At 38.3% G+C, this 21,011-nt stretch carries 23 protein-coding genes; 17 read left to right on the top strand and 6 right to left on the bottom strand.

Translation table 11 applies throughout. The features are described 5' to 3' along the window. Positions 1-27: 27 nt before the first annotated feature. From AXA65_RS07095 to aceB, 3 genes are all read right to left on the bottom strand, one after another. The gene (locus tag AXA65_RS07095) at positions 28-267 is read right to left on the bottom strand and encodes a Crp/Fnr family transcriptional regulator (protein WP_063969429.1); all 240 of its coding nucleotides are present in this window, start codon (positions 265-267) and stop codon (positions 28-30) included. Positions 268-434: 167 nt separating this feature from the next. Continuing rightward, on the bottom strand, positions 435-1,715 hold the full coding sequence (gene aceA, locus AXA65_RS07100) for an isocitrate lyase (RefSeq protein WP_063969430.1): 1,281 nt from the start codon (positions 1,713-1,715) through the stop codon (positions 435-437). A 127-nt stretch (positions 1,716-1,842) separates the two neighbouring features. Continuing rightward, entirely contained in the window at positions 1,843-3,417 is a 1,575-nt protein-coding gene (gene aceB / locus AXA65_RS07105; RefSeq protein WP_063969431.1) for a malate synthase A, read from the bottom strand. A gap of 125 nt (positions 3,418-3,542) precedes the next feature. On the opposite strand from aceB, the gene AXA65_RS07110 reads away from it, so the two are divergent. The 6 genes from AXA65_RS07110 (at position 3,543) to AXA65_RS07135 (ending at position 9,095) form a co-directional block, all read left to right on the top strand. Then, positions 3,543-5,018 carry a helix-turn-helix domain-containing protein gene (locus AXA65_RS07110; protein ID WP_063969432.1) on the top strand — a complete coding sequence of 492 codons (1,476 nt, stop codon included), beginning with the start codon at positions 3,543-3,545 and terminating at the stop codon, positions 5,016-5,018. Positions 5,019-5,513: 495 nt separating this feature from the next. Further along, complete coding sequence (locus tag AXA65_RS07115) at positions 5,514-5,960, top strand: thioredoxin family protein (RefSeq protein WP_063969433.1); 447 nt, start codon at positions 5,514-5,516, stop codon at positions 5,958-5,960. A 6-nt stretch (positions 5,961-5,966) separates the two neighbouring features. Beyond that, positions 5,967-6,893: an FAD:protein FMN transferase gene (locus AXA65_RS07120; protein WP_063969434.1), complete on the top strand. Its 927-nt coding sequence runs from the start codon at positions 5,967-5,969 to the stop codon at positions 6,891-6,893. Between the two features lie 43 nt (positions 6,894-6,936). Continuing rightward, a complete protein-coding gene (locus tag AXA65_RS07125; RefSeq protein WP_063969435.1) occupies positions 6,937-7,164 on the top strand; it encodes a DUF4266 domain-containing protein in 228 nt (75 codons plus the stop codon). 37 nt (positions 7,165-7,201) lie between these two features. Further along, positions 7,202-8,371: a DUF3570 domain-containing protein gene (locus AXA65_RS07130; RefSeq protein WP_063969436.1), complete on the top strand. Its 1,170-nt coding sequence runs from the start codon at positions 7,202-7,204 to the stop codon at positions 8,369-8,371. A 28-nt stretch (positions 8,372-8,399) separates the two neighbouring features. Then, on the top strand, positions 8,400-9,095 hold the full coding sequence (locus AXA65_RS07135) for a VIT family protein (protein ID WP_063969437.1): 696 nt from the start codon (positions 8,400-8,402) through the stop codon (positions 9,093-9,095). 189 nt (positions 9,096-9,284) lie between these two features. Here AXA65_RS07135 and AXA65_RS07140 read toward each other — a convergent pair whose 3' ends face one another. Beyond that, positions 9,285-9,515, bottom strand: a complete 231-nt coding sequence (locus tag AXA65_RS07140; protein ID WP_131797786.1) for a hypothetical protein — start codon at positions 9,513-9,515, stop codon at positions 9,285-9,287. Between the two features lie 235 nt (positions 9,516-9,750). On the opposite strand from AXA65_RS07140, the gene AXA65_RS07145 reads away from it, so the two are divergent. The 5 genes from AXA65_RS07145 (at position 9,751) to AXA65_RS07165 (ending at position 12,588) form a co-directional block, all read left to right on the top strand. Further along, a complete protein-coding gene (locus AXA65_RS07145) occupies positions 9,751-10,191 on the top strand; it encodes a cupin domain-containing protein (RefSeq protein WP_063969439.1) in 441 nt (146 codons plus the stop codon). A gap of 97 nt (positions 10,192-10,288) precedes the next feature. Next, complete coding sequence (locus tag AXA65_RS07150) at positions 10,289-11,044, top strand: hypothetical protein (protein ID WP_063969440.1); 756 nt, start codon at positions 10,289-10,291, stop codon at positions 11,042-11,044. Positions 11,045-11,059: 15 nt separating this feature from the next. Continuing rightward, complete coding sequence (locus tag AXA65_RS07155; protein WP_063969441.1) at positions 11,060-11,296, top strand: hypothetical protein; 237 nt, start codon at positions 11,060-11,062, stop codon at positions 11,294-11,296. 64 nt (positions 11,297-11,360) lie between these two features. Further along, on the top strand, positions 11,361-11,906 hold the full coding sequence (locus AXA65_RS07160) for a hypothetical protein (RefSeq protein ID WP_063969442.1): 546 nt from the start codon (positions 11,361-11,363) through the stop codon (positions 11,904-11,906). Between the two features lie 37 nt (positions 11,907-11,943). Further along, positions 11,944-12,588 (top strand): hypothetical protein, encoded by a 645-nt coding sequence (locus tag AXA65_RS07165; protein ID WP_063969508.1) that lies wholly within the window; start codon positions 11,944-11,946, stop codon positions 12,586-12,588. A gap of 285 nt (positions 12,589-12,873) precedes the next feature. Here the strand turns inward: AXA65_RS07165 and AXA65_RS07170 are convergent, their stop codons facing one another. Then, entirely contained in the window at positions 12,874-13,110 is a 237-nt protein-coding gene (locus tag AXA65_RS07170; protein WP_063969443.1) for a hypothetical protein, read from the bottom strand. Positions 13,111-13,395: 285 nt separating this feature from the next. Between AXA65_RS07170 and AXA65_RS07175 the strand changes: the two genes are divergently transcribed. The 6 genes from AXA65_RS07175 to AXA65_RS07195 all read left to right on the top strand — a co-directional run bounded on the left by AXA65_RS07175 (position 13,396) and on the right by AXA65_RS07195 (position 17,347). Further along, entirely contained in the window at positions 13,396-14,055 is a 660-nt protein-coding gene (locus AXA65_RS07175) for a TetR family transcriptional regulator C-terminal domain-containing protein (protein ID WP_063969444.1), read from the top strand. A 3-nt stretch (positions 14,056-14,058) separates the two neighbouring features. Then, entirely contained in the window at positions 14,059-15,381 is a 1,323-nt protein-coding gene (locus AXA65_RS07180) for an ABC1 kinase family protein (RefSeq protein WP_063969445.1), read from the top strand. Continuing rightward, a complete protein-coding gene (locus tag AXA65_RS19450) occupies positions 15,381-15,524 on the top strand; it encodes a DUF2256 domain-containing protein (RefSeq protein ID WP_086048105.1) in 144 nt (47 codons plus the stop codon). The genes AXA65_RS07180 and AXA65_RS19450 overlap by 1 nt, the downstream gene beginning before the upstream one ends. Positions 15,525-15,677: 153 nt before the next feature. Continuing rightward, on the top strand, positions 15,678-15,959 hold the full coding sequence (locus AXA65_RS07185; RefSeq protein ID WP_063969446.1) for a TIGR03643 family protein: 282 nt from the start codon (positions 15,678-15,680) through the stop codon (positions 15,957-15,959). Further along, a complete protein-coding gene (locus AXA65_RS07190) occupies positions 15,956-16,654 on the top strand; it encodes an SDR family NAD(P)-dependent oxidoreductase (protein ID WP_063969447.1) in 699 nt (232 codons plus the stop codon). The genes AXA65_RS07185 and AXA65_RS07190 overlap by 4 nt, the downstream gene beginning before the upstream one ends. Before the next feature lie 45 nt (positions 16,655-16,699). Further along, positions 16,700-17,347, top strand: a complete 648-nt coding sequence (locus tag AXA65_RS07195) for a MarR family winged helix-turn-helix transcriptional regulator (RefSeq protein ID WP_063969448.1) — start codon at positions 16,700-16,702, stop codon at positions 17,345-17,347. Between the two features lie 113 nt (positions 17,348-17,460). Here the strand turns inward: AXA65_RS07195 and AXA65_RS07200 are convergent, their stop codons facing one another. Continuing rightward, complete coding sequence (locus tag AXA65_RS07200; RefSeq protein ID WP_086048106.1) at positions 17,461-21,000, bottom strand: T9SS type A sorting domain-containing protein; 3,540 nt, start codon at positions 20,998-21,000, stop codon at positions 17,461-17,463. Between the last annotated feature and the right edge of the window lie 11 nt (positions 21,001-21,011).

A 21,011-nucleotide genomic window follows, 5' to 3' on the forward strand; every position in this document is an offset into this window, starting at 1 on the left:
AAAGCCAAAGCATTTTTCCTTTTTAGATTATCCAAACTTTTCGCCTCGTCCCCAGTTTTTGAAACTGATCCTGTTACCGGTTTCATCAATTGTATAATATCCCAACAATCCGTATTTGACGAAGTAATAATATCTTGCCACGTCTCCGGCTCTTAAAATAATCTCATTCTTTTTGAATGTTTTTACAGTGAAAATGCCTTGTAAAGCTTCAATTGTTTTAGGAGACAATTGATGATAATTGTTAATTTGATTGATGAGTTCATTCATAAACATCACGAACTTACAAAAAATTAGATTATGTATTTGCCAATTAATATCAACATCGTTGAAAATTAATAATTGTAGATTCAAAATTTAGCCCTCTACTTATTCCCTTATAAAAAAACCTTCTCAAAAATGAGAAGGCTAAAATTAAGATATGGGATACTCGTGTCTTAATGAAACTGTGCTGTTTCGGTAGAATCCTTCATTGCAACAGTTGCAGATCTTCCGCTCATCACCACATTTTGTACTTCATCAAAATAACCTGTTCCTACAAAACTCTGATGCTTTACCGCACGGAAACCCTTACTTTGAAGTGCAAATTCACGTTCCTGTAATTCTGAATAGCCTGCCATTCCTCTTTCTTTATAGGCCAACGCCAACTCAAACATCGCCGTATTCAAAGCATGGAAACCAGCCAGAGTGATAAACTGGAATTTGTATCCCATTTTCGCTAATTCTTCCCGGAAGTTTTCCATCTCTTCAACAGTCAATTTTGCAGCCCAATTAAATGAAGGCGAACAATTGTACGCCAGGATCTTTCCTGGATATTTGGCGTGGATGCCTTCTGCAAATTTTCTCGCATATTCCAGGTCCGGATTGGACGTTTCCATCCAGATGAGATCAGCGTACGGCGCATAAGATAAACCTCTGTCAATTCCCTGTTCTACTCCATTTTTCACAGAGTAGAAACCTTCGGACGTCCTTTCGCCAGTGATGAATTTTCTGTCTCTTTCATCAATATCTGAAGTTAAAAGATCCGCCGCGTCCGCATCTGTCCTAGCAACAATAAGACTTGGAACACCGCAAACATCGGCCGCCAATCTTGCAGCGATCAGTTTGTTGATCGCTTCCTGCGTCGGAACCAAAACTTTTCCTCCAAGATGTCCGCATTTTTTGGCTGATGACAATTGGTCTTCGAAGTGGACACCAGCAGCGCCGGCTTCGATCATTTGTTTCATCAATTCATAAGCATTCAGATTTCCTCCAAATCCAGCCTCTGCATCAGCCACGATAGGAACAAGATATTCCTTTTCTCCGCCGCCATTCACAGATTGGATCTGGTCTGCTCTCAACAAAGCATTATTGATCTTCTTAACCACAGACGGAACCGAATTGGCTGGGTAAAGTGACTGGTCGGGATACATCTCCCCGGAAAGATTCGCATCTGCAGCAACCTGCCAGCCGGAAAGATAGATTGCTTCCAATCCTGCGTCGACTTCCTGCACAGCCTGATTTCCCGTCAAAGCGCCCAATCCTGCGATCCAATCCTGATTGTTTAATTTGTCCCAAAGTTTCTTGGACATTTCGTTTGCGATCGTGTAATCCAGTTTGTAAGATCCTCTAAGTTTCAGAACTTCTTCTGCCGTGTAAGGTCTTGTAATGCCGATCCATCTTGGATTTGTCATCCAGTCCTGTTCCAAAGCCTGGATCTGTTCTTGTTTGGTTTTCATAATGATATATTTTGTGATTTGGTGTGATTTAGGTTGTAGAGACAAGACCCTAGATGCAAGACTTTATAATAAATCTCTTTCATCTTGTTTCTTGACTTTTTGTACTTTGTTTATGATTCTTAATTGCTCAGATAAATGGATAAGCTTTCAGGGTCAGGAATTCCTCAAAATTCCCACAGAAGATCAATTCATTGAAAAGCTCCTTTGCCAAATTGAATTTCCCTTTAGCATATCGTTCTTCTCCGACGTATTTTTTTATTTTGATGAGTTCTTCCTTTTCCCATTGTAATACCAATTCTCTTGTCAGCGTTCTTTCGTCCTCTAAAATCGCTTCGTTTTTCAGCCATTGCCAAACTTGCGACCGCGATATTTCGGCCGTTGCAGCATCTTCCATCAAATGATAAAGTGCAGCTGCGCCAGTTCCCATCAGCCAAGATTCTATGTACAGAATTCCGACATTGATATTTTTTCTGACACCGCTTTCGGTAATCGTTCCGTGGGGAACTTCCAGCAATTCCGATTCTTTGATTTTATAATCAAATTTTTTATCGATTTGATTCGGTTCGGGCATATATTGATCGAAGATCTCCTTAGCAACAGGAACCAAAGCGGGATGCGCGATCCAAGTTCCATCGTGGCCATTTCTGACTTCTCGTTCTTTGTCATTTCTGACTTTTTCGAAAGCCGTCTCATTGGCCTCATCGTCATTTTTCACTGGGATCTGGGCTGCCATTCCTCCCATGGCGTGGACATTTCTTTTGTGGCAGATCTCTATCACGCGTTTGGAATAAGCAGTCATAAAAGGCGAGGTCATCGTAACCTGATCTCTATCGGGAACAATAAAATGGGGAAGGTTTCTGAACTTTTTGATGTATGAAAAAATATAATCCCAACGGCCACAATTGAGTCCGGAACTATGGTCTTTCAATTCGAAAAGAATCTCATCCAATTGGAAAGAAGCGATTATCGTTTCGATAAGAACGGTAACTTTTATCGTGCCTTGAGGAATCCCCAAATAATCCTGACTGAAGATAAAAACATCATTCCACCAGCGCGCTTCCTCGTAATGTTCCAATTTTGGAAGATAGAAGTAAGGGCCGCTACCCTTCTCCATGAGTTGCTTTGCGTTCTTGAAAAAATAGATTCCAAAATCGGTTAAAGAACCAGATGATAATGCGCCTTCGATCTCAATATTTTTTTCTGATAGGTGAAGACCTCTGGGGCGGACGATCAATGTTGCGGTTTTTTCATTAAGCCTGTAAGATTTTCCTTGTTCATTCGTAAAATCTATGTTTCTATTAATGGCATCGGATAAATTAATTTGACCATGAATACAGTTTTCCCAGGTCGGCGAATTGCTGTCTTCGAAGTCTGCCATAAAAGTATTGGCACCAGAATTAAGAGCATTGATGATCATCTTGCGGTCAACAGGTCCGGTAATCTCTACCCTTCTGTCCAATAGGTCTTTCGGAAGTTTTGCACAGGTCCAGTCGCCATTTCGAACAGATTCGGTTTCTATTGGAAAACTTGGTAGTTCTCCATTATCAAACTTTTTTTGGATTTTCTTTCTCTCATCTAAAAGGTCAAGTCTTCTTTGATTGAATTTTTGATGTAGCGCAATCAGAAAATCTGTCAGTTCCGGCGTGAAAACTTCTCTAAATGGTCTGGTAGCAATCACTTTCAATTGATTTATCGTTTCCATATTAATTATATTTTGTGATTTGGTTTGACAAATGTATAAAAAAGATTTTCACAATTAGCGAACGTTCGCTAATTTTTTATAAAAATTATTATGCGAATAATCGCTTTTTATTTATCTTTGAATCTATGATTGCAGAAAGCGACTATATCCGCGTAGTTTTCGGACTCAAATTGAAACAGCAGAGACAGAAAAAAAACTGGTCTCTGCAAGATCTTGCCACAAAGACAGGTCTATCCAAATCTTATCTCAACGAAATTGAGAATGGGAAAAAGTATCCAAAACACGACAAGATCGTTCATCTTTCCAATGCGTTAAGTTGTACTTTTGACGACCTGGTCTCCTCCAAACTGGACAAGACGCTCACGCCGATCAATGAGATCCTGCAATCGGATTTTTTCAAAGAAGTGCCGTTGGATCTTTTTGGGATCAATAAAAACAATCTCATCAGCATCATCAGCGATGCACCGAAAAAAGTAACGGCTTTCATCAATGCTTTGATAGAGATCTCTCAGAATTACAATCTCGGAAAAGAGCGTTTTTATTTTGCTGTCATGCGTTCTTTTCAGGAATTGTACGATAATTATTTTCCTGACATCGAGGAGACGTCGGTCCAGTTTGCGAAAGAAAATAATCTTGAGCTTAATAAAGAACTCCAAACAGAAACGCTCGGGAATCTACTGGAAGAGAAATTTGGTTATGAAATAAGGTCGGAGAATTTCTCGCAAGATGAAACTTTGAATAAACTCCGCTCACTTTTTGTTCCAGAAAAAAAATTGCTTTTGTTGAATGAAAGACTGGACAAGAATCAAAAAATATTCATCTTGGCAAAGGAAATAGGTTTCAATGTTTTGAAGCTGAATCTTCGTCCCAATACTTATTCGTGGTTGGATTTTGGAAGTTTTGAAGAGATCCTCAACAATTTTTATGCTTCTTATTTTGCTGGCTGCTTATTGATCTCAAAAAAAGAGCTTATCGAAAAAGTCTCGGATCTCTTTTACCAGAAAGAATGGAACGCCGATCACTTTGAAAAACTGATCGATCATTTTACAGATTCGCCTGAAACTTTCTATTACAGACTGACCAATATCCTGTCTTCAGAGTTTGGGGTCAAGGATCTGTTCTATCTCTGTTTTATAAAGAAAGATGGTTCTGACAAGATCAGCATTCTAAAAGAATTGCACCTCAACCACCAGCAAGCGCCGCACGCCAATGCTACAAATGAACATTATTGCCGAAGATGGATCGCTGTGAAAAACCTCGATCATCTTCAGGAAAGTGGATCATTGACCTCTGCACAGATCTCTCACTACAAAGACCAAGGCGTGAGCTATCTGGTGATTTCCACTTCTCAAAAAAATCCTTTTGCGGATGGCAGCAACCGCAGTTATTGCTTGGGAATTCTGCTCAATAACCAAACGATCAAAAAGATCAATTTTGCCCGATCTTCTTTTCTAAAAACAATTGAAGTTGGTGTGACCTGCGAAAGCTGTAGCATTACGAATTGCGAAGTAAGACAAGCGCCACCAGTAAGGCTTGAAAAAGAACTTTTCAATTTAAGAATGAAGCGTGCTGTCGAAAAATTAAGAAAAGATATAATCTGATTTATTACAGCTTAAATGTCGACAATCTGAGTATGAGATGCCACTTAATTTGAATGGTTAGATTCGTGTATCTGTGCACTAATTTATTAACAAGGAAAAAACCAGATATAAGGAGTTGAGCGCTGTTTTGAGTGTAGGCGACTGTAAACTTTAAAGAGCTTTATTGTCAAATAATCGTCGATTTTACGCTAGATATCGCTTTGGAATCTGATACAAGTTACAAGTGAAAAATTGTTGCCGCAGGAAGAGTCGCTACAAATTTTCAAAAAGGTCCAAAAATTCTAAATTTCTACAAGATCATATTTCACCTTTACGCATTAGTAAAAACAAAAGAATCATTTTAGGAGCAACGAATCTCAATCTTAAGGAATGAGATCATCTTACATAACATTGGTCATCAAAAAGTTCCTGCGAATTTGATAGAGGCCGATGTTCAAAGACTTGCCATAAATATTTTTTAAATCAAAACGATTCAAATTAAATATAGATCAAATTATGAGAACATTTATTTTAGGCTTGATAATGTCTGTTTTTTCATTTGGTGTTCATGCTCAGAGCTTTATGGAAAATGTCAAGAAAAAAGCTACGGAAAAAAAAGCGCTTATTTTACTCAATTTTTCGGGTTCAGACTGGTGCATTCCGTGCATCAAACTTCATAAAAATATTATTGAAACTGAAGATTTTAAAAAACTGGAAACCGAAAATGTGATTATCTACCTTAACGCAGATTTTCCGAGAAACAAGAAAAACCAGCTTTCTCCCGAATTAAAAAAAGAGAACGCTTCGCTTGCAGATCAGTATAATCAAAAAGGGCTCTTTCCTTATACCCTTTTATTAAATTCTGAAGGAAAAATACTAAAAAGCTGGGAAGGTCTACCTTCTGAAAACGCTTTGGCTTTCAGTAAAGAGATCAGGGAAATCAAAGAAAATCAAAAACAGTAGACAATGATGTTTAGAGAATTCAAAAGACCTCAGAAATTAATGGGCAATTCTTTTGAAATTACCGTTGTTAATGATGATGAAAAGACGGTACAACAGGACATCGACGCTGCCATAGAAGAAATCCGGAGAATCGAAAAGCTACTGACCACCTTCAGTGAAGAAAGCCAGACCAACCTTATCAATCAAAATGCAGGAATACAACCTGTAAAAGTTGATTGCGAAGTTTTTGAACTGATTGAAAGAAGCTTGAGAATCAGCCATATTACCAATGGTTATTTTGATATATCCTACGGCGGAATCGATAAAAGCTTCTGGAATTTTGACCGTGAAATGAAACAGCTTCCTGATCCGGAATTGATTAAAGAACATTTGAAGTTGGTCAACTATCAGAATATTCTGTTGAATCGCGAGAACCAAACCGTATTTCTGAAAGAAAAAGGTATGAGAATAGGTTTTGGTGGAATCGGAAAAGGATATGCAGCGGAAATGGCAAAAAGACTTCTTCAGAAAAGAGGTGTTGCTTCGGGAATTGTAAATGCTTCCGGCGATTTGACGACCTGGGGAAATCAGGCAGACGGAAAACCGTGGACCATTGGAATTGCCGATCCCGAAAATGCACAACAGCCGTTCTCATATATGAACATCACCGATATGGCCATCGCTACCTCAGGAAATTATGAAAAGTTTGTGGTCATCAACGGTAAAAAATATTCTCATACCATCAATCCGAAAACAGGAATGCCAGTTTCGGGTGTAAAAAGTGTAACCATTTTTTGTCCAAACGCTGAAATTGCCGATGCTATGGCAACTCCCGTAAGCATTATGGGAATTGATTCTGCCCTCAATATGGTGAATCAAATCAACCACATGGAATGCATCATCATCGATGATCAGGACAAAATATATTCATCACAAAACATTAATTTAAAATGAATCCATGACTGGATTTTAAATTTTAAAAACAAATTTAATTCAAATGAAAAATTTCATAAAAATAACAACAGTAATTTGCTTTTTAGTGACCATCGCTTCTGTACAATCCTGTACAACCGTAAAAGAATACGAAAAAAACAAATTAAACGATGCTGAAATGGCTCTTGGAAACAGAACTATAGAAAAAACCGAGCTGAGCTTTCAGTCTTACAGAGAAGGTTCCTCAGGCGCTAATGCCGGAAAAGTGGGCGGAGGTTGCGGGTGTAATTAAAAAGAAGAGTAATTGTAAAATTTAATTGTGATTTAAAATGAGAAAAATTATCATAAGTATCATTGCTCTTTTCGGAATTTCCAATGCAAAAGCGCAGGAAAATACCAATACTGAGCCTTCAAAAAAACTAAGTCTGGATGAGATTAATCTTGTATCGAGCTATTATAAACAAGACGGAAATAATTCTGCGGTAACAGGAGGAATTGGAACTGAGAAACTAACCGACGTCTCCAATACCATTGATGTTACAATGGTGAAGTATGATAAAAAACTGAGAAAGAACAAATTTGATTTCAGTGTCGGAATTGATCATTACACTTCCGCATCTTCCGATATGGTCGACCTGAAAGCCAATTCATCAGCATCCCGTTCAGATAACAGAATTTATCCAAGTTTAAACTGGAGTAGAGAAAATGAAAATAAAGGAACGACTTTAATGGCTGGAGTTTCATTTTCTTCTGAATATGATTACCAGTCTTACGGTGCCAACATTGGCTTTGCAAAGAAAACCCCGAACAAAATGGGTGAATTTACCGCTAAACTTCAGGCTTATCTGGATCAGGTAAAGATGATAGCTCCCATAGAATTGCGAACTGCAGATAATAATGGAACGAGCGCAAGAAATACTTTTGCCCTTTCCCTCTCCTATTCGCAGATCATCAATCAGAATTTTCAGGTGGAGTTTTTGGCAGACGGAATACAACAGACCGGATATTTGAGTTTACCTTTCCACAGAGTTTATTTTACAGACAATTCTGTTCATCAGGAAGCGTTGCCGGATAAGCGTTTTAAAATTCCTTTGGGGGTAAGAGCCAATTATTTCTTAGGAGATAAATTCATCATAAAAGCATATTATCGCTATTACACAGATGATTGGGGGTTAAAATCAAATACATTCAGTCTGGAAACCCCTATGAAAATTTCACCTTTTGTTTCGGTAAGTCCTTTTTACAGATATTATTCTCAGACTTCTGCGAAATATTTTGCACCTTATCAGCAGCATACAGCTTTTGATGATTTTTACACCAGTAATTATGACCTTTCAAAATTCGATAGTCATTTTTACGGAGCCGGAATCCGATTCAGTCCGAAGAACGGTTTATTTGGTATCGAAAGGCTCAATATGCTAGAAATCAGATACGGCCATTATACAAAATCTATTGGTATGCAGTCTGATATTATTTCGTTAAGTTTAAGATTTAAATAAGTTCATATTTTAATTCAATAAAATACCGATGCATCATCAATTGGAAAAACATTACGTCAACAGAGTCGGTTGGCTTCGTGCAGCTGTTTTAGGTGCGAACGACGGATTGCTATCCACCACCAGTATTGTGGTTGGTGTGGCAGCGGCATCACCGGAAAGGAATACGATCATTCTTACCGCATTGGCAGGAATGATCGCTGGTGCACTGTCGATGGCTGCAGGAGAATATGTTTCTGTAAGTTCCCAGGAAGACACTGAAAAATCTGACCTTCTACGGGAAAAACGGGAACTTGAAGAAATACCAGAAATAGAACTTCTAGAGTTGGCTAAAATATATGAAAATCGTGGCGTTACCAAAGAGACCGCTTTGCTTGTAGCAACCGAACTTACAGCCCACGATGCTCTTGGCGCACATGCACACGATGAATTGGGCATCAACGAAATGACGCAGGCAAAACCATTTCTGGCTTCACTGGCTTCCTTCTTTTCTTTTATTGCAGGCGCATTGTTACCGATGATTCTTGCTATTTTCGCTCCTGATAAAGAAATGATCTATTATCAGTACGGATTTTCTATCATTTTTTTAATGGTCCTAGGTGCTATTTCCGCAAAAATAGGAGGTTCAAAAATTGGCATTGCGGTTTTACGCATCTGCTTCTGGGGAACGGTTGCTATGGGAATTACCACTTTAGTGGGTCATTTGTTTGGAGTAAAAGTCTCATAAATAGTATCAGATTTGAATTTGAAGAATTAATTTTGGTGTTTCAGCTAAACCACTGCTGGAACTCATAAGGTGTAGTTTGGTTTTACTCTTGAATGATCTGATAGAAGACTGTGGGTAATCAAATCCTAGTTAATGTGCAATTTCTGATATTGTAAGATCTTTCATAGACAGTTTTTTCTTTTCGATTTTTCAAAACAATTTTCCAGTAGCAGTAAATACCAATTCACCTTTCCCAAAATGATAATAATCCTTGCCGTACTTCGCACTTCCGATACTATCCTTGTGAGTGATCTTGTAAAAGTTAAGAATCAGATAATCAGGCATTGTTTCCTCGGGCATTTTCATATCCTCAAAACGGATAAAACTTAACGGTGGATCCTCTGATTTGGACAAACCGAACATCCTATGAAACTCCGACAATGATTTGAATTTGTGAATAGACCTCAACGAGCAGAAATAACGAAATTGTGTGGTGTATTAACAAAGAAATGGCAACAGGATAATTGTTTTAGTGTTTTTTTGAGATAATAGAATAATTCCGACGGCCTGGTTCTATAATCTTTGAAATATCAATGTAAGAGGCTGTTTAGATCATATTATATTAGTACTTTTAAATTTTAAGATTGAATTCTTTTATCATATTAAATACCAAAAAATGAAAAAGGCAACGCAGTACATAGTGGCCCTCGCAATCACTATAATGACACATCAATTAGCGTATGGTCAAAAGATGGTAGCAAAGCAAGAACAACCCTTCTACACGATAGAAAACTGTGTAAACAAGTTTGATATCAACAAGGCCAAAGAGACAAAATCAGGTTATCAATACTGGTTTGCCGATAAAAATTTCACTCAGGAGAATACGTTGAAGATTAGCATCGTGGCACCTGGAAAATCAACACATCCACCGCACCGCCATCCAGAAGAAGAATTCTTTTATATCCTTGAGGGAAAGGCGACATTCTATCTCGACGGCAAAACCGTTGAGGCAGGACCCAATACCAGCTTGTACTGTCCTCCTAATGCTGAACATGGCATCAGTAATACTGGTCCGGATGACCTGAAATATCTGGTCATTAAGAAGGATCTGCGTTAGATTTGATGATAAAAAGCGAACAGATTTTGCAAGCAGAACCAAAAAAAAAAGTTAACGTTAAATTGACCGTCAGTTATTTTGACAATGTACCACAAAAATGAATATTGAAACTACCTATTTCGAGATCGACCGACTTAAAATTGAATGGGGAAAAACTCTCAATGAGGTTCGTCCAATGCTTGAGAATATTGAGCAATTCGAATCTTATGGCGGCTGGCCCAACATCAGGTACAGATGCTCAAGCATATTTGGTCTAGAGTCAACAGAATGCGAAATCCGAGCGCCATTTGAGGACAGACCCGTTTTGCAGGTCCATTATGAACTTGCACCAATAAAGACAGGCTTTTTTGAAAAACGACATTCACCTTTTTTGGAACAATTGGAAAAGGCCTTAGGCAAACCTGCTAAAACTGAAGACCTCTATGATCAGCCCTATTTAAAAAAGGAATATCTTTCAGGCACGGTCGTCTACAGTGCCAAATGGCTCTTAGGTGACATCAGGATCAGCTTTTCGGTGTATGGAGGAATACGCTACCACGAAAGAGGGCTTTCGGCTGCGGCAATTTTCATTGACTGGATTGACGAAGTGAAAATATCCCGACCATTCAGAGAAAGCGCAAAGGTCTTTGAAAATAGATTGACAGAGCTGATCGTTGATGATATTAAAATCAAGAAGTTTAAACTCCAAAGTACACAGAGACCTTTCCGAGTTGTAGATTACGACATACGCAATCATTGCAATGAAGAAAAGGATAGTGATGTGAGAGCTTGCCAAATGTCTCTCTACAGGAGAGCATTGTATCAGACGCCACCGCTGGTAAGTTCAGAATTAGGAGTTGACGAAATCGGATAATACAAAGTCGCTAACTTGGACAAAATATTTGTCTCAAACAAATGGGACACCATATTTTTAGAAATTGATCAAAAAAATGAGATCACTTTTTGGGATATTTTACCTGCCAGGGGTTCTGGTAGAAAAGAATTAGATCTGAAAGAATTGAAAATTGAAGATGCTAAAAGTAGTTTAACCCTACTCGGCCTACTTGCACAGATCGAAGAAGATACTGGACAGGAAGTTGAAAGAATAGAAGCCTACGACGACTAAAAATACCACCCAGCATCGAAATGCCCGAAACAATATTAGCAATCAAAAAAAAACTTTAAGAATTATGAAAGTTTTAATATCTTTTTTATTTTTTCTCTCAAATATTCTTTTTTCTCAAATTAGATTGACCTACGAAAAAGATATAGAAGTTTACTTTTTAGGCAATGAGATCTCTCGATCGCAATTATTAAGTGGGAATACCGACTATAATTTCAAAGTGAAAAATAATACTCCAGAGTATTTGATAATTTCCAGATACGGCTTCAAAAAACAAAATTATATTATAAGTGAAAAAGAGGTCGTTTCTCCCGACAGTATTTTTCTAGCAGGATATCCAGCAGAATTGGAAAATGAAGAATGTCGCGAAAACATATTTATACTCAAACCGCATTCAGAAATGGAGATCAAAGGTCTGGATATGTTTGAAATTCTTGCGAATTATAAATTAGAAAAAAGTAAAAAATATATGCTTGTTACAAGCTCTCATTTCAAACCAAGTTATGCAAAATTGGAATTATTCGGTTGTGCGGATCATATCAAAAAATTAGAAAGCAAAAAATATAGATTTGCAAACTTTTTGATCTTTGCTGAAATCCCTTTGGTCAATTGATGATCTAAAATATCACTCATCATATAAAACCTATCTTATGAAGATCTTAACCGCAATTTTACTATCCATTTTAAGTTTTGCCAAAGTATCAGCCACTGCGCAATATCCGGATAAGATATCTTATAACGGCAAAGAATATTCTTTGCTCACAAATCCGCTTGAAAAATATTTTGAAAAAAATGAAGAAAAACGTCCAAAAGGAGGTATGATTTCAACTGCTTTGTGGCGGGGTTACATTGCGAGCTTTGAGATCATAGAAAATCAACTTTTTGTAAAAGATATAAAAATTAAAATTTGGAATGAGAACTCCGATAATGCCCAATGGAAAAGTGTGATACATGAAGTTTTCCCTGAAGCAAAACAACGCAAAATCGATTGGTTCAATGGCATACTGACATTACCGTATGGAGAAATGGTCAATTATGTCCACATGGGATATGGTTCAACTTATGAAAATTACATTTTGATCGAAGTTGAAAAAGGTAAATCTACCAGAACCAAAGACCTCAACTTTAAAGACTATGAAAACCTTAAAGAAAAACAATTTGAAGCTTACAAAAAGACCAAAGAATATCTACAACATAAAAAAGAACTAGAGAAAGACGGAGGGAAACAAAAAGACATTGATGCCTTTTTGAGAAGTTTTGTTACCGAATACACTGAAAAATTGCTTGTTGAGTAAAACATCGGATTTGCAATGCGGATGAAAATTTTTCTGAATTTATAGATATAGGTTTGTATTTTCTTTTTTTGACTTTTTATACAGCATTTTATAGTTCTTATTTTTATTCAAAACATTCATAATACAGTTATACAACGACATGATGTTTCTATCCTTTTCATCTGTAACGTCATGGATATCGATGTTCTTTCGTAAATAAAGAAATGACTGGCTGATGCTATCTTTGTTAACTATAATGATATCATTGGAGGTCAATAGATCGGTCTTATGATCTGATACGTAATATCAGCCCATAATGGCATTGATGGAGCCTGCCATAAAGAGACGTCCAATAGTTTTTTTGTCAGCATGTCCAAGTAAAACAGAACCAATCACCTCATCGTTATCATTCTTTATCTTTCCAGATTTTAGATCCACAATAAATTCCCCATTGTTGATAAAAAGGCTATATCGGTCATCAAGATCTTGATGACCAATTGCTTGTATCTTATGGACAGTACTTTGTTTCTGACAGCCTACCATGATAAAGCTCCTTCGTAAAAGCTTAATTACCATCGTTCAATTAATAACTCAAGAAAGCAACAACATCAAGAAATGCTCTCCAAATCATAAGTTTAGGATAGCTCATGTCAATCATTTGAAATAATAAGAGAATTGTCCACTGTTTCCAAATATCGTGGTGGGATCAATTGATGACGATTTTCTACATTATCGATTATTTGAATGACTTACATAATATAATTATATACATAATTTTAAATATTAGTAATTTTAATTACTAAATTTGATGACAGATAAAATATAAAAATGGAACACGAACATTCAATTACAAAAGATAAAATATATGACCTGTATGAGGATCACATTTTGAACCATGGTGAAAGACCTAAAAATATGTATCGTTTTGCAAAAGACAATCATTTTGAGGAGAAAGAGATCTATGAGCATTTTGCCAGTTTCGAACAGATAGAAAGATTGATATTGGAAAGCCTTTTCAGCAAGTCTGTAGATCTGGCCACAGAGGTAAACAATACCAATGAGCTTACATCAAAAGAAAAACTCCTGAACGTATATTTCATCTTTTTTGAAAACATGACCATGAATCGTTCTCTGGTCTTGATGATCTTGGGAGCTGATAGATTGCATTCCGCAAAAATTTTGACCCAGTTAAAATTATCACATCGTTCATTCGTCAAAACATTAGATCTTAATGACTGGGAAATTATCAAAAAAACCAAGGACGGTGTGAAGGACTTTCATGAAAAGGCCAGAGAAGAAGCTTTGTGGTTTCACCTTATCTCGGCCATCGAGTTTTGGAAGAAAGACACATCACCAGCATTTGAAAAGACGGATATTTTTATTGAAAAGACCATTGATACAGGATTTGAACTCATGGACAACGAACCATTGCGGAAAGTATTGGATCTTGGAAAATTTTTATTCAAAGAAACTTTCAAAAAAAACTAGCAGATGAAAACACTCAATAAAATACCTACCGGAAAACTCGAGCGGACCAGCAGTCTGCTGAAAGCCGGAGCAAAGGTCGGTGTCAACTATATCAAATATTATGGGAACAAGATCACAAAAGATAAAAATGAGGATGATGCGCTGAAGACCTTGAACGAAGATAATGCCACCGATATCTATGATTCCCTGAAAGAACTCAAAGGTTCCGCCTTGAAGGTGGCGCAGATGTTGAGCATGGAGAAGAACATCCTTCCACAGGCGTATGTAGATAAATTTTCCCTGTCCCAATTCTCTGTCCCACCACTTTCCGGCGCTTTGGTGAACAAGACCTTCAGAAAATACTTTGGAAAAGGCCCCGAAGAGATCTTTGATGAGTTCACCACAGAGTCTGTGAATGCTGCAAGTATCGGACAAGTGCACAGAGCTAAGAAAGATGGCCAGAACTTCGCAGTGAAGATCCAATATCCCGGCGTGAGGGAAAGCATTTCCAGCGACCTGAAGATGGTAAAACCTATCGCGATGAAAATGTTCAACATCAAGAAGGAAGGTTCGGAATCCTACTTTCAGGAAGTTGAGAATAAGTTGTTCGAGGAAACAGATTATGATCTCGAACTCAAGAGAAGCCAGGAGATCTCAGAAAATTGTGCACACCTCCCGAACCTTCAATTCCCAAAATATTATCCAGAGTTCTCATGTGAAAGGATCATCACGATGGATTGGATGAGCGGAAAACACTTCTCCGAATTTACAAAACAGAACCATTCACAGGAAGATCTCAACAAAATAGGTCAGACATTGTGGGATTTTTACATGTACCAGATGCACGTATTGAAAAAGGTCCACGCCGATCCGCATCCTGGAAATTTCCTGATTTCTGATGAGAAAAAACTACTTGTGATCGATTTTGGCTGCATCAAGGAAATACCCAATGATTTCTACAAGCCATATTTTGAGTTGGCTAAAAGAGAAAACCTGAACAACCCTGAGATTTTTAACGAAAAACTTTATCAGCTCGAAATCTTACGTCAAGACGATTCTGAGAGGGAAAAAGAATTCTTTACCAAGCTGTTTTATGAACTATTGGAACTCTTCACGAGGCCTTTCAATGCAATATCCTTTGATTTTTCCGATGAAACATTCTTTCAGGAAATTGCAGACCTTGGTCAGCGTTATGCAAAACTTAGCGACATAAAGGGAATGAATACAAACAGAGGATCAAAGCATTTCATCTACCTGAACAGGACCTTTTTTGGACTTTACAATATGATGCACGACCTGAAGGCAGAAAACGTCCTGGTCGACCGCTATAAAGAATTCATCCGATAATGCCTGCGGAACTACCATCAAAAACCTGCGAGGTCTGCGGTCTACCGTTCAACTGGCGAAAGAAGTGGCAGAAGAACTGGGACGAGGTAAAATATTGCAGCGAAAGATGCCGAAGAAATAAAAATGTTAGAACTTCAAATTAAGATCTGAAGAACAGGGTCATCATAGAGACCAACCACGACAAAAATAATATGTCAGCATCAGCTTTTCAATGATAATTATCCTAGACCAACTGCCCGATAGTAGAGATCGGGCAGCTTGCAGACATCAAAACAAACTATTAATGACCTTATATAATGAAGAAAGAATTTAATTTGGAACAAAAGGACCGGATCATTGAAATGGCCTGGGAAGACAGGACACCTTTCGAAGCGATAAAATTCCAATTTAGCATCAATGAATCTGAGGTCATTGAATTGATGAGAACCGAGCTGAAACAGTCAAGTTTCAAGCTTTGGCGAAAAAGGGTAAACTCGGGAGTGAGCCGGAAACATCTGATGAAGAGAAATCCTGAAATAGCAAGATTTAAATGCAGCAGACAGAGAACGATCAGTCATAACAAAATTTCTAAACGATGAAAAATATAGTGATCATAGGGTGCGGACAAGGAATAGGTTTTGCTGCGGCAAAGCTTCTTTACAAGCAGAATCAAGTTTTCGGAATTTCGAGAACAGAAAATATCGAAGTTAAAAATTTGAATATTGAATTCTACAAGTTGGATATTCTTACAGGGAATCTGGATGACATGCCTTTTCCCGATGTGGTCGACGGATTGGTCTATGCGCCGGGAAGTATCAACTTAAAACCTTTCAACAGACTTTCGGAAGACGATTTTAAAAGTGATTTTGATATCAATGTATTAGGCGCAGTAAAAACCATTCAAAAGCTTTTACCAAATTTGAAGAGAGCGGAAAGTGCTTCCATAGTATTGTTCTCTTCGGTTGCCGCAAAATTGGGAATGCCTTTCCACACCTCCATTTCTGCAAGTAAAAGCGCCGTTGAAGGTTTGACGAAAAGTCTGGCTGCAGAATTGTCATCTCAAAAGATCAGGGTCAATGCCATTGCACCGTCTTTGACCGATACAAATCTGGCCTCGCAACTTCTATCGACTCCCGAAAAACGCGAAGCTTCACGCAAAAGACATCCGCTGCAAAGGGTCGGAAATGCCGAAGAGGTGGCAAAGATGGTCGAGTTTCTACTGTCAGAGAATTCTTCTTGGGTCACAGGACAGATCATAGGGATCGACGGTGGTCTGGGAAACTTGAGGCTGTGATCGAAAAAGAAATTAAAACCAATATCTTTGTCAAAATTCAAGACCATGCAAACCGACTTTATCATTGATCTCCTCTATCAGGTCAAGGAATTTGAAAACTCCGACTCGCACAGACCCAACTCAAGTGTTGACGATTTCCGTATGTGGATGAATGATAGGAAATATGTTGATGAAAGTCCGACCAAGCTTTTTAAAAATGAAGGCCATCTTGTTTCCTTCACCGAGAACGAGATCTGCAAGCAGGTCCTCTTATTGGGGAGGTATTCTAAACTTTTGATACGAAAAGGTCTGTCCGAATTCCCGGAACTGGCCAACGAAGAATTCACTTACATTTATCGTCTTATGGACGAGCCTTATCTGACAAAGATACAGCTCATTGAAAAGAATGGACACGAAAAGCAAACCGGAACACAAATAATCAAAAGACTGCTTGATGCAGGATTTTTGGAAGAAAAAAATGACGAAGGCGACAAACGCATCAAAAGACTGAATCTAACGGAAAAAGGTGAAAAAACATTCCATCGATCTGTCGACAATGTCAACAAGACCTCGAAGGTACTATCTGCAAACTTGGACAGTGATGAAAAAAAAAAGCTACTAAAAATACTTCAAAAGCTAAATGCCTTTCATTCTCATATCTATAACAAATATAGGACAATGACAATTGAAGAGATCATGGAGACCTACCGGTGATCAACTGTCATTGATGTCTGGTCTTAAAGATCACAAATTTGATATTTATAAAAGTTTATTTTTAAAAACCAATTTTCTTAATTTCACTCAATTCACTTTTCAATGAAACATCTCTATTTTTTGATCACTTTGAAAGCCTTCGGAGAATTTTCAACAGTCAACATATAAACGCCTGGTGGCAAGTTTGCTATATTTATGCTGCTGTTATTAAAGTGACCTTGTTTCACAATACCTCCTGCCGCATTGAAAATTACAAATCCAGGATCCTGTCTATCATTGTCTTTTGAAACTATGTGGAGTACATCTTTTACAGGGTTTGGATGAATTTGAAAATCGTCACTTTTATGATCTTTTATTGTAATAACAGTATTAAGGGTCGTTCCTCCGGAATTGATAGTGTAAGGCAAGTCTCCCATATATCTTTCTGTATCCTTTGCACATCTCACGCCCATGGCAGCTTGCGGATAAAAGCCTGTTCCGGATGCGAGTTTCCCACCATATCCAGATGTGCTGCTGATATCAAGCCCAATGGCGTAACCCGTGTAGAAATCTGCGGGAGAACTGGTCCATAGGCCAGTTTGATATTTATAATTGTCTACATTGGGAAATCCGCTTCTGGCATTCTTCCAATCATTCCCACCAAGAATTCCCCTGATGCCGGTTGTAGGAATATTTCCGATATTGTATTTGGAGCCAGGGAAACTGAATACCCATCCACTTCTGCTTGTTGGACTTGTAGTTTCTGTAGTAATAGAAAGTGTATAGCCTGGGTATTGTCTAACGTTTACTGCATTATTAACTGCCCCGCCAGTAAGATTGGCGATCGTACTTTGAACAATACCATAATTTGCAAAATTGGTGCTGGTATTATATCCATTATAGAACCACGGGGATGAGCCTTTTGCATAAGAACCGTTGTTGCCTGCAGCAAATAAATTTGCATTAGCCGTATCTGGCACTCTCCATCCTGCAGGACATGGGTCATAAGGTGATTTTTCTGTGGCGTGTCCCCATCTGTCCTGTGCCAGGCCATTCTCATCTGATATCCAATCTTTTACCTGTATTGATTTTGTGAGTAATGTCCCGGCATCTTCCATCCCCAGTTCATTGCTTGTTTTGGACCTGAAAAAAAAATATAAAGGATTTTCAGTAGCGTATTTTATAATTTTTCTGATCTTTTCATTTTTGGGATCAGAAGCAGCAATTCCTGCAGACGATTTATATACAGTCCATTCTCTGGAGTATCCGGAAGCATTGTCTGTTGACGAGAACATTGCATCGGTGATAGGATTTGATATTCCTAAAACAACATTGCCAGCGGAATTCACTCCAGTTTGTCTATAAATATTATATGTTGCGCCAACCTGTACACTATTGTTGTGGCCTGAGATATATTGGGTTCCGCCCGGATTATGGAAAGTCGGCAAAGGATCTTTTCTTCCCCATTGATAGTGAAGTCCGCCCGATTGCTGAATTTGTGTTTTGGATTTCAATTCGGTTGCCAGATCCGGCCTTACCAAGGATGATGGTAATGCTTGCAAAGCGCCAATATTTCTATCCATAAAAGTAGTGGTAAGCGGCGTTCCACCTTTAGCAGGGTCTATTATTTGACCGTTTGTAGTAGATGTAATCCCTCCATTCTCAACAGATTCAGTTGTATAGGTTATTTGGTTTTCCGGGGACAACGGATCCGTAACTGGTGCCCAAATGTGCCAGCTCCACAGGACCTTATCAGGATTAGATGTTCCCCAAACCCCATTATTACCTTTATGAAAAGCGATTACAGCATTGCCCTTTTTCTTTGCTGCTATGGTCACTTTCATTTGCTGATTTGGATATGTACCAACAATTTGAATTTTCTTGATCAAACTTTGGTTATCGGTCCATACCACACTTCCGGTATGGATATTACCCAATGGAAGTTCTTTATTTTGAGAAAGATAAAGTTTGTGCATGGCGTACGCTTTTTTAAGGCTAATGAACAACTCTTTGTCTTGTGATATCGCATCATTTGTTTCACCGGTCATGACCACAAAGCTATTGGGTTCTTTTGTCCATGCATTATAGTTTGTATTATCATTATCTGTTGACAAAACATACTCTGTTTCATAGAACGCAGGCAAGTATGCCATATTTGGATCTTTCATACATCTTACTGCCCCCAAACCATTTGTTTTAAAGGTTTGATTGACGTAGATCCCATTCCAGCCAGTACTTGAGACATCGGCTCTTGTAGGATCATTACGAATAATGGTCCCTCTGACGCCTCCAATCCCATAGGTGGCATTTAGTAAAAACCCATCAGACGCCTGATCCTGATAGACCACTTGTGCAGAATTACCGCCACTTGCAGAATAATAGATATAGTTTCCAGTAGTAGGTAGTGATCCGATCTTTCTATTAGTTGTCCCGTTGAAATCAATTCCTCTACCGGGATACACCTTCACTCCGATCAATGCATCATTAACTGAATTGGGTAATATCTGACTGTAAGCGACATTCGTATCATCATTGAAACCACTATTTTTCCTTCCTAATGGGTTGAGATTGTTATTCACGGTATTTCTACCATAATGGGAAGGAACTCTCCATCCATTTGGGCAAGGGTCATATTCTGATTTTAACTCATATGATCTGCTATCTGCGGCAACAGTGTTATTTCCACTAGACGCATTGCTGTGCAGCCCTTTTCTATTGTCTGCCCATAGGTCCCAAGTTTCTATCAGATCTGGATTGGAATTATTGCTCTTGTATTGCTGGTTGGAAAACCACGTGCCATCATTGGTAGCATGCGTTATGATGTCTATAGGATTATTGATAGAATATCTTATGTTTCCATTGATGTTATTGGTACCGGTATCAGTTCCTCTTTGTTTTACAGATATAGGGGAAGATTGCAAAGTCGCTTGCGCATGTCTTCTGCTTCCAAGATCGCCCGTCACCTCATAGAATGTTCCATCTTTATATTCCAGCGGAGGCACGGGGTCTTTCCTGCCCCATTGGTACATCAGGCCTCCGGACCTGTGCCAGTCATGACCAAGAAAGTTGGCATTGATTGCTCCCAAATTCCGGTCCATATACTGTGGTGTGAATGGTTGATTCAAAACATCAGTTTCAAAGCCTTGTCCATATGATGCCCCATTTTTAGGATCATCCGTCACCCAAATATGCCATGTCCAATAGATGATACCATTGACCTTAAATGCTATGCTCGCATTACCCTCACCTTTGGTCTTATCAATAATGATTTTGATCTTAGCGTCCGTACCTGTCCCGACAATAGAAGTTGAACTTATCAATCCATTCACATCTTCCCAAAATACGGCAGCGGTCTGTTGGCCATTCTCACTGATCGGCGTGTGTGAACCGGCGTCACTTTGCATATACCTTCCTTTTTTCCACATTTGATAGGCTTTTGCTACAGGAATGTACAATCCGTCAGTTTTGGTACCATCCGGCAGAATGCCATCTCTATAAAAAATATAGCTGTTAGGCGCCAGAGTATGATCACTTTCTAATATCTTAAGTTCCCTATCTTGAAAGTTCGAAATGTTCGTTAGGGAGTCATTGGTTGCCGAAAATTTGGAGGTCAACCATTGTCCATTTAACGAAAGGGCACAAAATAACATGGATAAACTATAAAATTTTAGCATATTAAGTTCTT

The sequence above is a fragment of the Chryseobacterium sp. FP211-J200 genome (assembly GCF_001643375.1).
GTDB classification, from domain to species: Bacteria; Bacteroidota; Bacteroidia; order Flavobacteriales; family Weeksellaceae; genus Epilithonimonas; species Epilithonimonas ginsengisoli.

What these genes read in the sequence shown, in the direction of transcription:
- AXA65_RS07095 (WP_063969429.1), bottom strand. Translation starts at nt 267, where the DNA reads ATGAATGAACTCATCAATCAAATTAACAATTATCATCAATTGTCTCCT.
- aceA (WP_063969430.1), bottom strand. Translation starts at nt 1,715, where the DNA reads ATGAAAACCAAACAAGAACAGATCCAGGCTTTGGAACAGGACTGGATG.
- aceB (WP_063969431.1), bottom strand. Translation starts at nt 3,417, where the DNA reads ATGGAAACGATAAATCAATTGAAAGTGATTGCTACCAGACCATTTAGA.
- AXA65_RS07110 (WP_063969432.1), top strand. Translation starts at nt 3,543, where the DNA reads ATGATTGCAGAAAGCGACTATATCCGCGTAGTTTTCGGACTCAAATTG.
- AXA65_RS07115 (WP_063969433.1), top strand. Translation starts at nt 5,514, where the DNA reads ATGAGAACATTTATTTTAGGCTTGATAATGTCTGTTTTTTCATTTGGT.
- AXA65_RS07120 (WP_063969434.1), top strand. Translation starts at nt 5,967, where the DNA reads ATGTTTAGAGAATTCAAAAGACCTCAGAAATTAATGGGCAATTCTTTT.
- AXA65_RS07125 (WP_063969435.1), top strand. Translation starts at nt 6,937, where the DNA reads ATGAAAAATTTCATAAAAATAACAACAGTAATTTGCTTTTTAGTGACC.
- AXA65_RS07130 (WP_063969436.1), top strand. Translation starts at nt 7,202, where the DNA reads ATGAGAAAAATTATCATAAGTATCATTGCTCTTTTCGGAATTTCCAAT.
- AXA65_RS07135 (WP_063969437.1), top strand. Translation starts at nt 8,400, where the DNA reads ATGCATCATCAATTGGAAAAACATTACGTCAACAGAGTCGGTTGGCTT.
- AXA65_RS07145 (WP_063969439.1), top strand. Translation starts at nt 9,751, where the DNA reads ATGAAAAAGGCAACGCAGTACATAGTGGCCCTCGCAATCACTATAATG.
- AXA65_RS07150 (WP_063969440.1), top strand. Translation starts at nt 10,289, where the DNA reads ATGAATATTGAAACTACCTATTTCGAGATCGACCGACTTAAAATTGAA.
- AXA65_RS07160 (WP_063969442.1), top strand. Translation starts at nt 11,361, where the DNA reads ATGAAAGTTTTAATATCTTTTTTATTTTTTCTCTCAAATATTCTTTTT.
- AXA65_RS07165 (WP_063969508.1), top strand. Translation starts at nt 11,944, where the DNA reads ATGAAGATCTTAACCGCAATTTTACTATCCATTTTAAGTTTTGCCAAA.
- AXA65_RS07170 (WP_063969443.1), bottom strand. Translation starts at nt 13,110, where the DNA reads ATGGTAGGCTGTCAGAAACAAAGTACTGTCCATAAGATACAAGCAATT.
- AXA65_RS07175 (WP_063969444.1), top strand. Translation starts at nt 13,396, where the DNA reads ATGGAACACGAACATTCAATTACAAAAGATAAAATATATGACCTGTAT.
- AXA65_RS07180 (WP_063969445.1), top strand. Translation starts at nt 14,059, where the DNA reads ATGAAAACACTCAATAAAATACCTACCGGAAAACTCGAGCGGACCAGC.
- AXA65_RS19450 (WP_086048105.1), top strand. Translation starts at nt 15,381, where the DNA reads ATGCCTGCGGAACTACCATCAAAAACCTGCGAGGTCTGCGGTCTACCG.
- AXA65_RS07185 (WP_063969446.1), top strand. Translation starts at nt 15,678, where the DNA reads ATGAAGAAAGAATTTAATTTGGAACAAAAGGACCGGATCATTGAAATG.
- AXA65_RS07190 (WP_063969447.1), top strand. Translation starts at nt 15,956, where the DNA reads ATGAAAAATATAGTGATCATAGGGTGCGGACAAGGAATAGGTTTTGCT.
- AXA65_RS07195 (WP_063969448.1), top strand. Translation starts at nt 16,700, where the DNA reads ATGCAAACCGACTTTATCATTGATCTCCTCTATCAGGTCAAGGAATTT.
- AXA65_RS07200 (WP_086048106.1), bottom strand. Translation starts at nt 21,000, where the DNA reads ATGCTAAAATTTTATAGTTTATCCATGTTATTTTGTGCCCTTTCGTTA.